Raw genomic sequence first — 12570 nt, 5'->3', positions numbered from 1 at the left:
GGTCGCGTCAGTTCGCCGCCACCTGGGAGCGTTTCGCCTTGGTGCCGGATGGGCCGGGCGTCTGGGCCACGGCCGTCTTGGTCGCCGTCTTGGCGGCGGGCTTGGTGCCCGGCGTTGGCGCCGTGCCGGCGAGCTTGGCGATCGCCTGCTTCGAGCTGGGCGGCATCCCCGCCATACGCGAGGCGGGTTCGGGCGCCGCGGCTTTGCCGGTGGGCTTGGGCGTGCCTTTGATGGTTCCGGCGGCGGCGAATTGCGGGGCCGGCGTCTTGGTGGCCGCCGCCTTCATCGGCACCGCTTGCGCGGTACGGACGGGCACGGAGATGCCCTTCACCGGCGTGGAGGCCAAGCGCGTCGGGGCCGGAGCGGTCGCATCCTTGTGCCGGCCTTGTGCCGGCTGAGCGGAGCGGCCGGTTTCGGCCATCATGCGGCGCGGCTCGATCGCCGGCTTGGCCGGGGCGGCGGCGAGCGCCACCGGAGCCGGACGGAACGGCGCGGCGCGGGCGGCCGTCGGCTGCAACGCCGCCGGGACGGCGACCGCGGCGCTGGCCAGCACGACCGGCGCGGGCCGGGCCGGGCGCGGTGCCGCGGTCTCCGGCGCATCGTCGTCGCGCTCGCCCGCCGGGCGGAAGGCGAGTGCGCGGGAGGCGCGTTCGAGCCGCTCGGGCGCGGCCTCGGGCTCGGAGGGGCCGAGATCGGCCATCATCACCGGCGCGCGCCCGATCGCGGCGGGGCGACCGTCGGTGCGCAGGGTGGCGAGCAGCTTGCGATCGTCGCTGCCGGCGACGGAGGCTTTGCCGGCATACTCGACGCGCACCCGCGCCGTGCCCTTGCGGTGGAATTCGAGCGCGCGGGCCGCCTCCTCGGACACGTCCATCAGACGGTTGGCATGGTAGGGGCCGCGGTCGTTGACGCGCAGGATCATCGAATGACCGTTGTCGAGGTTGGTCACCCGGACATAGCTCGGCAGCGGCAGCGTGGGGTGCGCGGCGGCGATGGAGTGGCGGTCGAAGACTTCGCCGTTGGCGGTGACCCGGCCGTGGAAGGCGCTGCCGTACCAGGAGGCGAGGCCCTCGCGCACGTAGCCGCGGGCATCCTCGCGCGGCACGTAGGTCTTGCCCGCCACCACGTAGGGCTTGCCCGAGAAGCGCCGCCCGCCCCCCTTCGGGATCACGTCGCCCTCGTTGTAGAGGCGGCGGCTCGCCTTCACGCCGTATTTCGGATCGATCTCGCTGCCCGAGGATGCGCCGCCCGCGAGCTTGGCCGGATTGTTGGCGCAGTTGGCCGTCGTCAGCGCCACCGCGCAGACCGCGAGGAGCTGCAGGGCCGGTCGCAGGACCGGCATCGCACCCCGCGTCGGAGCGTCCGCGGCCGTCCTGATCGATGCCAAATCCCGTGGCATGACATGAGTCATGTCGCTCGCCCGCTCCCCGCCTACGCCACAGATTCCCCCAAGGCCGCGGAAAGCTGGGCCTTAAGGGGATCACGCTACGCCGAGCCGGAACAGACGTCCGGCCGTCCCCAGACGATCGTCCGGACGCGGTAAAGGAAGGCTGAACGGGCGGTCAGGTAGCGGGAGCGCCGAGGCGTTGCGCGCGCAGACAGTCGCAAGGACGCGAGAGGAAAGCTGCGCCGCGCATCATGACGGGCCACGTGAGGCGAAGGGCAGCGTCCCGTTTTCTCAGCGCGGGTTCTCGCCCAGCACCTGCTCGATGGAGCGGGCGCCGCGCTGCTTGAACAGCAGGTCGAGGGCTTCGAGCATCAGGGCGTGCATCTTGGTACGCTCGGCATAGGCCAGATCCCGGAGCTGGTCGTAGACCGGGGGCTCCAGATAGACCGACATCTGCTTGGCGCGCTCCTTGAGGGTCCCGGCCCGTGCCGGAGGCGCCGAGGCCGCCAGATCGAGCCGGACGATTTCCGCGCCCGCCGGACTGTTCGCCTTCGCGGCCGACCGGGCTCCGCCCTTCCGCGGCCCGCCGGCCGGGCCGGCGGAGGCGACGATCGAGGCGAGGTCGAGCTTAGGCGGCCTTGACATGCTTTCTCGTATCCTTGGCCGTCTCTGCAGCCGCTCCCTTGCGGGTCCGCTGCCCCGTCGCCTGCATGCGGCGCTCGATCCAGCTCCACAGCCGGCGCACTTCGCCCGCGGCCTGACCCTTCGGATTGAATTCGGTGACGCCCTGGCCGACGCCGATGGCGTCCTGATGGTCGTTGCGCGCCACGATGTTGACGTCGGGCAGGATGCCGAGCACCGCGAGCCCATCGGCGGCATCGCGGATGCGGTAGGAGCGCGGCGGGGTCTGGTTCAGGACGAAGGCGAACTTCTTTTCCAGGCGGTAGACGGCGGCGAGCGTCGGCTTGAAGGCGCGCAAGTCGGCGGGGGTCGGCCGGCAGGGGATGATGCACAGATCCGCCGCGCGGATCGCCGAGAGCGTCCCGTTGGAATCGATGCCGGGGGTGTCGATGAACACGTAGTCGTAGGACGATTCCGCCAGCCGTTCCATCACGAGGTCGATCTGCGTGGCGTCGATCTGGGCCACTTCGGGGCCGTCGGCGGTGCGGTGATCGAGCCAGTCGGTGATCGTGGCCTGCCGGTCCATCTCCAGGATGCAGACCGCGTGCCCCGCTTCCTGTGCGGCGACCGCAAGCGAGATGCACAGGGTGCTCTTGCCGCTGCCTCCCTTCTGCGTCACGAATGTGATTGCTTTCATGCCGGCCACCCCACCGCTCTCGGTTTCGTCGGGCTGCCGGTCCTGTGATCCCGGGGCCACCCAGAACCCGGATTTCGCCCAACATAGTTAACCGCCCGTTAAGGCCGACGCCGGGCCCCTCCTTTCGCATTCATTGACTTGAGGTTGAATTTGCGCCGTTGCGCCACCTGAGCGCTTTACGAGGTGCGTTGCCTTCCGCTACTATAACTTAAGGCAAGTTTGGTCGCAGAAAACATACCTGAGATTGCTATTGGCGGCTGGTTCGGCCGAGGTAGCCGCTTTCTTTAGGTCGATCCTGGGGCTCGCCGAGCGTCCAGGCTGCGGTCTTGCGCGCCCGGATATGTTCTGCCGGTGCCCTGAGATGACGGTTCTTCAACCTGACCTTCGTTCCGCCTTCGCCGGCTCCGCCTGCATCGGTGCCTGGGCCCATGATCCGGATTCCAACCGGCTCGCCCTGTCCCCGGTCCTGGCGCGGCTCCTGGCCGTACCGGCGGCCTCGGCGGCCGGAGCCCCTCTGGCGCTGGCGCTGGCGGCTGTGGAGGCCGAGGATGCGATCCGGCTGGAAAGCGTGCTGCGGGCGGCGGGGGAAGACGGACGACCCTTCGAGGCCGAGTTCCGCACGCGGCCCGGCCCGGACGGTCCGCGCTGGCTGCGCCTGATGGGGCAAAGCGCGCGCGATCCCGAGACGGGGGCACTTACGACCCAGGGGCTCGCCTTCGACCTGACCGAAGGGCGCCGGCCGGTCGAGTCGGAGGCCCATCAAGCTCAGCGGCAGGCCAACCGTCTCGCCGACCATGCCGCGGCGATGAAGGGATTGGTGGCGGGCCTGCGCAACCCACCCCTGGCCCGCCTCGTCGACGAGGTCGCCGTCGAGGTCGGTCACGAGATTGCCCGCCATCTCCGCGGCACCCGAGGGCAGGTGCACTGACGGACGCGACGGCCCGGATTTAGAGCATCGTCCCGAAAGGTGGTTGCCGGCTTTCGGAAAAAGATGATGCGAAAACAAGAGCCTCAAGCATCGCCCTGGATCAGGTCTCCAGGACGATGCTTGAGTGTCTCTCACAAAACCCCCGCCGCGCTGTCATCGCCAGAGCGAGAACGGTCAGAGGCCGCGCGTTTTGTGAGGCCCTCCTATCGCGGCTGCGCGGAGGCTTCGAGCGCGGGGCGGGAGCGTGTCGGCGACGCGGGGAAGAGGAGCCGGCGCAAGGCCTGTGCCGCCTCGGGCATGGGGCGGGCCAGCGCGACCGCGAAGGCTTTTCGCAGGGCCGAGCAGCCCCGCCCGCGCGCCGGATTCGGTGAGGCCGCCACCGTCGCCACCGCGAGTGCGGCCTGCCTCGTCGAGGCCTCCCGGAGGGGCTGGGGCGCCGCCTCCGTCGCCCTCAACCCGAGCGCCCGCGACAGGATCGCCCGTCCCTGGGCAAGCTGTGCCGCGCCCAGGCGCGGCCGCGTCAGCACGGCGCCGACCCCGTCCTCGGCCCATGCGCAGATGCGCCTCCGGTCCGGACTCGGACGCCGCATCGTCTGCAGGATCATCCGTCCGAGATCGGTCAGGGCGGCCGGGTCGGCCTCGGCGAGGCTTCGCGCCACGGCCTGCGCGGCCATCCGGCGGACACCGTCGACGGCGTCCCCCTCCGAGCGGCCCCGGCGATAGCCGTCGAGGTACCACGCGGCGATCGGCGCGATCGTCCCCGGTGCGCCGGCCTCGACCGCATCCAGCAGCGGCACGTCGCGCAGGATCACGGTGCGGGCCCGCTCCGGGTCGGCACCGTCGTCGAGGGTGGAATCGGGAAAGCGGTAGGCATCGACCCGGCCGGTGGCGACGCCGGCCCTCACCAGGGTGTCGGTGTCGGGGATCATCAGGTCGTCCGGCCGGACCTTGAGGGCGGCATCGACGAAATCGGCGCTGATTCCCGCAGCGAGGTAGGCGGCGCGTTCGGGCGCGCTGTCGGCCGCGATCTCGACGCCGAACGGACCGGTCTCGTAGGGCGCATGGAAGCCGAGCCGCGCCTCCGCCAGGACCAGCCGCTCGCGCCCGCTCACGAAGGCCAGGGTGCAGGCGGACACGCAGTAATCCGGCACGTAGGTGATGAGGCCGTGCTCCGCGATCAGCGCGCCGATGGCCGCGCCCTCATCGACCAGGCCGCCCTCGCTGGTGAGATGGATGCGCTCGACCGTGCGGTGGGCCTCGATCAGCCCGGCGAGCCGCTCGGCCGCCCCCTCGGTCAACTCGCCGGACAGGCGTATGTCGCGTTCGCCGGGCCCGAGGACGATGCGGGTCGAAGGCGCTTCCGGCGCGGTCGCGTGGAGATCGGTGCGGGCCGTGAGCCCGCCGCCGACCGGATCGATCGCTCCGCGCGGGCTCGTCGGCCGGCCCGGGCCGGAGAGCAGGATCCCCGCCATCACGGCGCCGGCCAGCCCGACCGAACCGCAAGCAACACCGCGCACGGCCCGCCGCGAGCCAGCCGCCATCATTCGCCCCCACAGGATGGTTCGGGTTCTTGTTCGACCCGAGAAGTGTCCATCGCGAGAGCGGCGAAGCAAGGCCTTTGCCAGGGCGAAAAAGCGACCGGAGGCGACCCTTGTCGCCGGGGATGGAAGGACGGGAAGGAATCGGTTTCGAGCCGCATCGTTTGCGGCAGGGGCTTCCCCGCCTCGACACTATGTCGCAGCGCGAGGGCGGAGCGTCGGCGGCGTCAGGACGCGGGTTTGAGCAGCAGATAGATGTCCATGATCCAGCCGTGGCGGGTGCGGGCCTCCGCGCGCACCCGGCGGATGTCCTCGGCCACGTCACCGAGCCGGCCGGCGACGAGCAGCTCGTCCGGCGTGCCGAGATAGGCGCCCCAGTGGATCGTCAGATCGGGGTCGAGCCCCTCGAAGCGCGGGTCGCCGTCGAGCATCACCACGGTCGCGCCGGGCTCCTGGCCCAAACCGTCGCCCAAGCTTTCGCGAAGCCGCCGGCCGGTGGTGATCCGCACCGGCTCGCCGATACGGTGCAGCGGGATGCGGTGGGCGGCGGCGAGCGCCTGCACGCTGGTGATGCCGGGGATCACGTCGTAGGTGAAGCCGACGCGGCCGCGGGCGAGCACGCGCTCCAGGATGCGCAGGGTGCTGTCGTAGAGGGACGGGTCGCCCCAGACGAGGAAGGCCCCCCGCTCGTCCTCGCGCAGATGCTCGGCGATCAGATCCTCGTAGAGGGCCGCGCGGGCCGCGTGCCAATCGTCCACCGCCACGCCGTAATCCGTGGGGCGGCGGTCGCGCTCGGGATCGGCTGCCTCGACGAAGCGGTAGGGCCGTCCCGCGATGTAGCGGTCGCAGATCTGGCGGCGCAGGCCGAGCAGGCCGGCTTTGGCTTCCCCCTTGTCGAGGGCGAAGACCGCATCGGTCGCCTTCAACGCCTGGATGCCCTGAATCGTCAGGTGCTCCGGGTTGCCGGTTCCGATGCCGATGACGTGGATGTGTCGCAAGGTTCACGCTTCCGGCCGGGCCTGATCCCGGCGACATCCCCGCGAGGGGAGACATGGAAGCGGCTTCTTAACGGATCCGGGCTAGTAAGGGAGCCTCAGGATCGGACGGCGCTCGGAGTGGCTGAGGCTTCAGCCCACCAGCGCCGTGAGGCAGGTACCGAACAGGGTGACGAAGGTCATCGTCGCCATGAACTTGATGTCGTCGATGCGCTGGCTCATTGCCTGAACTCCGTTGCGGCTCCTTCGCGGCCGCCGTGATCGTTAAATAACCCCTAACCTTGTGCAGTGGGATTGCGCGGTGCGTTTCGTCACCATTGCTCCCGCTATCCCAGAGGCCGCCCGGCGAAACATCCTTAACGACCACTTGGCGGTTGACTGTTGCCGCCCGGCTGATCTGGGACTGGCCGAACGCACGACGCCCCTTGCGGTTGCGTTTGCCACTTCGCTTTGAGCGATCGAGGGGCGGCCGGGCGTTCCGCGCCCGCTGCTCCGAGAACGGGAAAGCCCCGCCGTGGCGAGCACGGCGGGGCTTTCCTTGTCGAAATCCGTTGAACGGCGCGGCTTACTTCGGCGCGGCGTTGGCGGCCGGGGCTGCGGGAGCCGGGGCGGCGCCGGCCGAGCCCTGCTGCTCCAGCTTCTTGCGCATGTCTTCGCTGCGCTTCTCCATCTCGGCCTGGAGCTTCTTCTGCTGCTCCTCAAGCACCTTCGGGTCGATGGCCGGGCCGTCGAAGGCCTTGCCGAAGCCGGTGAGCGGCACCGCGAACACCACCTCGCGCTGGGTCTGGTTCTGGACCCGGACGTTGAGCGTCGTGCCCTTCTTGAAACCGGTCATCAACTCGTTCGAGACGCCGCCGGCCTCGGCGAAGCAGCCGTTGGGGAAGCAGACCGCGAACTTGCCGCCGGTCACTTCCTTGCCGTCGACATCGAAGCGCATGCCGGGCGCCAGCATCAGGCCGAGCGGCAGCAGGAAGCGGACGACCTTCACCTCCTGCTTCGTCGCGGCGTTCTTCATGTCGTAGACCGCGACGGCGAGCACCGGCTGGCCGTTATCCGACACGAAGTCGCGGGTGGTGTAGCAGACGTCGGTGCCCGAGCCCTGGTCCTTGCCGCAGACCTTGGTCCAATCGGCCTGGCTCGGCTCGGACTTCACGTTGATGAGCTGCGGGCCGGCGCCCTGGGCCTGCTGCTGGGCCGGCGCGGCCGGCTGGGCCTGCGCGGGGGCCGGGGCCGGAGCGGCCGGCTTCTTCTGCGCGAACGCGGTCCCGCCCAGGCCGGCGCCCAGGCCCGCCATGGCGAGGAACGCGGCCACGCGCAGTGGGCGCGCGGAAGGCTTGGCCATGGAGAACTTGGCAAGGAACATCGGCGTTATGACCCCTTCAACGGATGGCGCGTAGCGACGTGACGCGGTGCTCACTCGGTCCGCCGCAGCCCTGCGGGATGGCCGCAGGCCCGGCCGATCGGTCCGAGGCGCGGCCTTCCTGGCGGTGCGCCGGATCGGCATAGGCAGCCTCGGGCGCGGCACGATTTCTACCCGAACGAGACGGCGGCCTGCTTTCCCCTGGAATGCGGCGAAGGCATGACGCCTGCGCCGTACACCCCTGCATGCGCCGCCTCAAGTCGCATGCCCGGCCCGTACGCGAATTGAAGAGCGATATGGCCGATTTCACGCCTCGAGAGGTCGTGTTCGGGCCTCGCCGGCCCATCGGGAACCCGCCTCGGCGGGGCGGTTGAGCGGGCTTCGGGCGAGCCCTGCCGCTTCGCCTTGCAGCCTGGGCGGCCCTATGGGCCGGTTTTCGAACGAGGGAATGACGCTCAGGAGCCGTATCCGATCCCGTTGCATCAGGCCGGCGTCTCTCGGTCATTGTTTTGGCGCGCATTCCGACGCACCGGTCACCACTTCGTCGGAATGCGCTCTATCAGGACGAGCCCTGGATCGCTTCGGCTTCACCTCGCGATGACGAGCGTGCTTTGGCGGGTCAATCCAGATCGCGCAGGTGCCGCGCCGCGACCGCCGCGGCGGCGGTTCGGTTCTCGACGCCGAGCTTGGCGTAGATGCCTTCGAGGTGCTTCGTCACCGTGCGGGGGCTCAATCCCAGGATCTCGCCGATGTCGCGGCTCGACTTGCCGCGGGAGAGCCAGAGCAGCACCTCCGCTTCGCGGCCGGTGATCGGCAGGCGCTCGCGCAGCCGTTCCAGCCCGGCGGCGGCGGGATCGCCGGAGAGGCGCAGCAGGATCTCCGGCCCGGTGCGGCCGATGAAGCTCAAGGTGTGGATTCGCCCCTGCGCGTCGGTGAGCGTGAGGGGTGCGGCGGCGGCGGCCAGGCATTTGGCCAGCCAGTCGCGTCCGCTCGGAGGAAGGCTCAGCGGCTCGCTCGCTCCGAGCGCGGCGAGCACCTGCGCGGCCTGCGGCGTGCACCACAGGACCGCGCCCGCGGCATCGACCGCGAACAAGGTGCGCCCGGCGGTGTCGAGCGCCGCCCGGGCGCTCTGCGCGGCCCGCGCGCTCGCGAGATGGACGCGGATGCGCGCCAGGATCTCGTCGGGGGCGATGGGCTTGGTGACGTAGTCGGTCCCGCCCGCGCCCAGGCCCTTCACGATGTGCTCGGTCTCCGACAGCCCGGTCATGAAGATGATGGGGACGTGGGCGAGATGGCCCTTGGCCTTGAGCCGGCGGCAGGTTTCGAACCCGTCCATGCCCGGCATCACCGCATCGAGCAGGATGATGTCGGGGGTGATCTCCTCCACGAGGTCGAGGGCGAGGTCGCCGCCCACCGCCACCAGCACCGTGGCGCCGGAGCGCTCGATCGCCTCGGTGAGGAAGCTGAGCGTGTCGGGGGAATCATCGACGACGAGGACGATGTCGCGCCGCGTGTCAGGCATCGCGGGCCAGTCCCTCCAGAACGCCGACATAGCGGCGCATGTCGTAGGCCGTCACCAGCCCGCGCATCTGCGCGATGAAGGCGGGCGGCACGGCGGCGTCGGTCTCCAACTCGGTGAGCTTGGCCTCGATGCCGCGCACATGGCCGATGCGGCCGAGACGCAGCAGCGCGGCGACGTGCTCGGCCGGCACGGTTCCTCCGCGCGCCGCATCGTCCTTCGCGGCTTGGGCCGGACGCTCGGGGCGCATGATCGGGCGGGTTTCCGGGGTGGGGCCGGGCAGCGGGCGGGCGGTACCCAGAAGCCCGGTGATTCTCTCCAAAAGATCTTGCATGTCGAACGGCTTGGCGATGATGTCGTCGTGCGGCGCATCCGCGCCGCGGCTCGGGCTGATCTCGTGGACGTTGGCCGACATCATCGCGATCCGGGCGGTGAAGCCGGTCTCTCGCAGCGTTCGCGCCACCTCCCAGCCGCTCATGCCCGGCATGGCGATGTCGAGCAGGATCAGGGCCGGCTCGCGCTCCCTGGCCAAAGCGAGGCAGGCCGGACCGTCCGGCGCCTCGGCGACCGTGAAGCCGAGGGGCTCCAGAATTTCGCGCATCAGCGCGCGGTGGGCGGAATCGTCGTCGGCGACGAGAACGAGGCGGCCCGGCTCGGACAAGGCGGGCCGCATCACCGCCGCGGGGGCCGGGACCGCCGCGGGCGCGGGGCGGTTCACCGAGGCCAGCATCAGCCGCACCCGGAAGCAGGTGCCCTCCCCGACCCGGCTCTCGACGGTGATCTCGCCGCCCATTACCTGCGACAGCAAATGCGCGATGGTGAGCCCGAGCCCGGTGCCGGGCGCCGCGCGCGCGGCGGGCATCGAGCCGCGCTCGAACGGCTCGAAGATCCGGCCGAGATCGGCCTCCGGAATGCCGAGCCCGGTATCGCGGATCGTGAAGACGGCGACCTGTCCGCGATAGGTCATCTCCAGCGCGACCTCGCCCTGGGGCGTGAACTTGATCGCGTTGGAGAGGAGATTGAGCAGGATCTGGCGCAGGCGCTTCTCGTCGGTCGCCACCACCGCCGGCAGGATCTCCGGCCGGGTGAAACGGAACGTCAAGCCCGCGCCCTCGGCCTGGAGCCGCACCATGTCGACGATCTGGGCGAGGAAGTCGGCGAGCCGAATCTCGTTGCGGTGGGTCTGGAGCCGCCCCGCCTCCATCCGCGAGATGTCGAGCAGGCCGTCGATCAGCCCCGAGAGGTGCTGTGCGCTGCGGCGGATCACCCGGATGCCGTTGCGGCGGGGTTCCGGGATGCTCGGGTCGCCTTCCAGCAACTGCGCGTAGCCGAGCACGGCGTTGAGCGGCGTGCGCAACTCGTGGCTGATGCCGACGACGTAGCGGCTCTTGGCGAGGTTGGCGGCCTCCGCCGTCTCCTTGGCCTGCTGCAGCTTGGCGTCGGTGACCTTGTGGGCGGCGATCTCGGCCTCGTAGAGGGCGGTCTGGCGCGCGGTTTCCTCCTGCGCGACGCGGCGGCTCTCCTGGGCCAGCACGAACAGCCATGCGACCACGCCCAGAATCACGATCAGGATGAAGAACAGGCTGGTCAGCGCCGCGCGCAGGGTTTCCGCGTGCTCCGGATGCGCGGCGGCGGCACCCGCGTGGACGATGACGAGAATCAGCCCGATCACCGTGATCAGGGTCAGCATCAGCGCGAGGTAGCGGCCGAGCGGCGCGCCGATCCAGGCGGCGGTGCGGGCGGGCAGCACGCGGGCGAGCGCGTCGTGGGCCTGCACCTCCAACCGTCCGTGCGGCTTGCACAGGTCGCCGCAGCGGGCATCGAGCGAGCAGCACAGCGAGCAGATCGGCCCGGAATAGGCCGGGCACTGGGCCATGTCCTCGGCCTCGAACGGGTGCTCGCAGACCCGGCAGGTGATCTCCGGCCGGTCCCAGGCGGTCTGCGGGTCGCGGGCGAGGTAGCGCTTGCCCCCGGTCGCCAGGGCGATGGCGGGTGCGGCGGTGAAGGCGGTGGCGAGCGCCAGCATCGGCGCGAAGGGCTGAAGCGCGTCGCCGAACAGGCCGGCATGGATCAGGCAGCCGGCGAGCAGCGAGAGCACCATCGCCCCGGTCCCCACGGGGTTGATGGCGTAGAGATGCGCGCGCTTGAACTCGATGCCCGGCGGCGACAGCCCGAGCGGCTTGTTGACCGCGAGATCGGCCGCGAGCGCTCCGACCCAGGCCGAGACCACGCAGGCATAGAGCGGCAGCGTGCTCTCGATGGTCTTGTCGATGCCGAGTTCCATCAGCAGCAGCGCGATGGCGACGTTGAACACGAGCCAGACCACTCGGCCCGGATGGCTATGCGTGAGGCGCGAGAAGAAGTTCGACCACGCGATCGAGCCGGCATAGGCGTTGGTCACGTTGATCTTGAGCTGCGAGATCACCACGAACAGGCCGGTCAGCGCCAGCGCGACGCCGGGCGAGCCGGAGACGTAGCCGAAGGCGACCGCGTACATCTGCGTCGGCTCGGCGGCGCGCTCGGGCGAGACGCCATGGCCGAGCGCCAGCACCGTGAGGAAGGCGCCGAGCAGGATCTTGAGCATCCCCGGTACGATCCAGCCGGCGCCCGCCGAGAGCACCCCGACCCACCAGCGCCAATCGCCCCTCTCCTGGGGCGGCGGCATGAACCGCAGGAAGTCGACCTGCTCGCCGACCTGGGCCAGCAGTGCCAGCAGGATGCCGGAAGCGAGCCCGAACAGGCGCAGGTCGAAGCCCGCGCCCGCGGCTTCCAGGCCGGGATAGCCGGTGAAGGCTTCGAACGGCACCGGCCCCGAGAGCCAGATGCAGAGGAGCGGCAGCAGGTTGAGGCCGATCCAGAGCGGCTGCGTCCAGAGCTGGAACCGGCTGATGAGGCGGATGCCGTAGACCACGAGCGGGATCACCGCCCCCGCGCTGACGATGTAGCCGATCCAGAGCGGCAGGCCGAGGCAGAGCTGCAGCGCCAGCGCCATGATCGCGGCTTCGATGGCGAAGAACAGGAAGGTGAAGCCGGCATAGATCAGCGAGGTGATGGTCGAGCCGAGATAGCCGAAGCCCGCTCCGCGGGTGAGGAGGTCGATATCGACCCCGTAGCGCGCGGCGTAGATCGTGATCGGCGCGGCGGTGGCGAAGATGATGAGCCCGACGACGAGCACGGCGGCGAAGGTGTTGGTGAAACCGGTGGCGAGCACCAGCGTGCCGCCGATGGCTTCCAGCGCCAGGAACGAGAGCGAGCCCAATGCCGTCTGCGCGATGCGGAAGGACGACCAGCGGCGCGCCTTCTTGGCGGTGAAGCGCAGGGCATAGTCTTCCAGCGTCTCGTCGGCGACGAGGCGGTTGTAGTCCCGACGGATCGGGATGATGGACCGGGCGCTCAGGGGGCCGTCCTCACGATGGGCGGATCACCGGCTTGCAACGGATGTGCCGGCCGGATTGTCCGTCACGGCGGGCCACGGACATCCCTAACGCGCGGCGCTCACGGAATCGAGAGCGGCACGCTACGGTC

Annotated in this window: 9 protein-coding genes; 1 reads left to right on the top strand and 8 read right to left on the bottom strand. The window is 70.3% G+C overall.

Annotated elements, in window-relative coordinates:
* Positions 1-7: 7 nt before the first annotated feature.
* The 3 genes from Y590_RS16085 to Y590_RS16075 all read right to left on the bottom strand — a co-directional run bounded on the left by Y590_RS16085 (position 8) and on the right by Y590_RS16075 (position 2705).
* Positions 8-1411 (bottom strand): septal ring lytic transglycosylase RlpA family protein, encoded by a 1404-nt coding sequence (locus tag Y590_RS16085; protein WP_060770735.1) that lies wholly within the window; start codon positions 1409-1411, stop codon positions 8-10.
* A gap of 267 nt (positions 1412-1678) precedes the next feature.
* Positions 1679-2032 carry a ribbon-helix-helix domain-containing protein gene (locus tag Y590_RS16080; protein WP_060770734.1) on the bottom strand — a complete coding sequence of 118 codons (354 nt, stop codon included), beginning with the start codon at positions 2030-2032 and terminating at the stop codon, positions 1679-1681.
* Positions 2016-2705 (bottom strand): division plane positioning ATPase MipZ, encoded by a 690-nt coding sequence (locus Y590_RS16075; protein WP_003607087.1) that lies wholly within the window; start codon positions 2703-2705, stop codon positions 2016-2018. Before Y590_RS16075 ends, Y590_RS16080 begins: the two co-directional genes overlap by 17 nt.
* Before the next feature lie 361 nt (positions 2706-3066).
* Here Y590_RS16075 and Y590_RS16070 point away from each other — a divergent pair, with 361 nt between their 5' ends.
* Complete coding sequence (locus tag Y590_RS16070; RefSeq protein ID WP_060770733.1) at positions 3067-3633, top strand: hypothetical protein; 567 nt, start codon at positions 3067-3069, stop codon at positions 3631-3633.
* Positions 3634-3836: 203 nt separating this feature from the next.
* Here Y590_RS16070 and Y590_RS16065 read toward each other — a convergent pair whose 3' ends face one another.
* From Y590_RS16065 to Y590_RS16045, 5 genes are all read right to left on the bottom strand, one after another.
* A complete protein-coding gene (locus Y590_RS16065; protein ID WP_286161761.1) occupies positions 3837-5150 on the bottom strand; it encodes a COG3904 family protein in 1314 nt (437 codons plus the stop codon).
* 248 nt (positions 5151-5398) lie between these two features.
* On the bottom strand, positions 5399-6169 hold the full coding sequence (cobF, locus tag Y590_RS16060) for a precorrin-6A synthase (deacetylating) (RefSeq protein ID WP_060770731.1): 771 nt from the start codon (positions 6167-6169) through the stop codon (positions 5399-5401).
* A 562-nt stretch (positions 6170-6731) separates the two neighbouring features.
* On the bottom strand, positions 6732-7529 hold the full coding sequence (locus Y590_RS16055) for an invasion associated locus B family protein (RefSeq protein WP_060770730.1): 798 nt from the start codon (positions 7527-7529) through the stop codon (positions 6732-6734).
* 616 nt (positions 7530-8145) lie between these two features.
* Complete coding sequence (locus Y590_RS16050; protein ID WP_060770729.1) at positions 8146-9048, bottom strand: response regulator transcription factor; 903 nt, start codon at positions 9046-9048, stop codon at positions 8146-8148.
* Positions 9041-12256, bottom strand: a complete 3216-nt coding sequence (locus tag Y590_RS16045) for a hybrid sensor histidine kinase/response regulator (protein WP_060772323.1) — start codon at positions 12254-12256, stop codon at positions 9041-9043. Before Y590_RS16045 ends, Y590_RS16050 begins: the two co-directional genes overlap by 8 nt.
* Positions 12257-12570: the final 314 nt, after the last annotated feature.

It is taken from the genome of Methylobacterium sp. AMS5 (genome assembly GCF_001542815.1).
Lineage (GTDB): Bacteria > Pseudomonadota > Alphaproteobacteria > Rhizobiales > Beijerinckiaceae > Methylobacterium.
The sequence above is the reverse complement of the archived record's forward strand: the minus strand, read 5'-3'. Positions and strand labels throughout refer to the sequence as shown.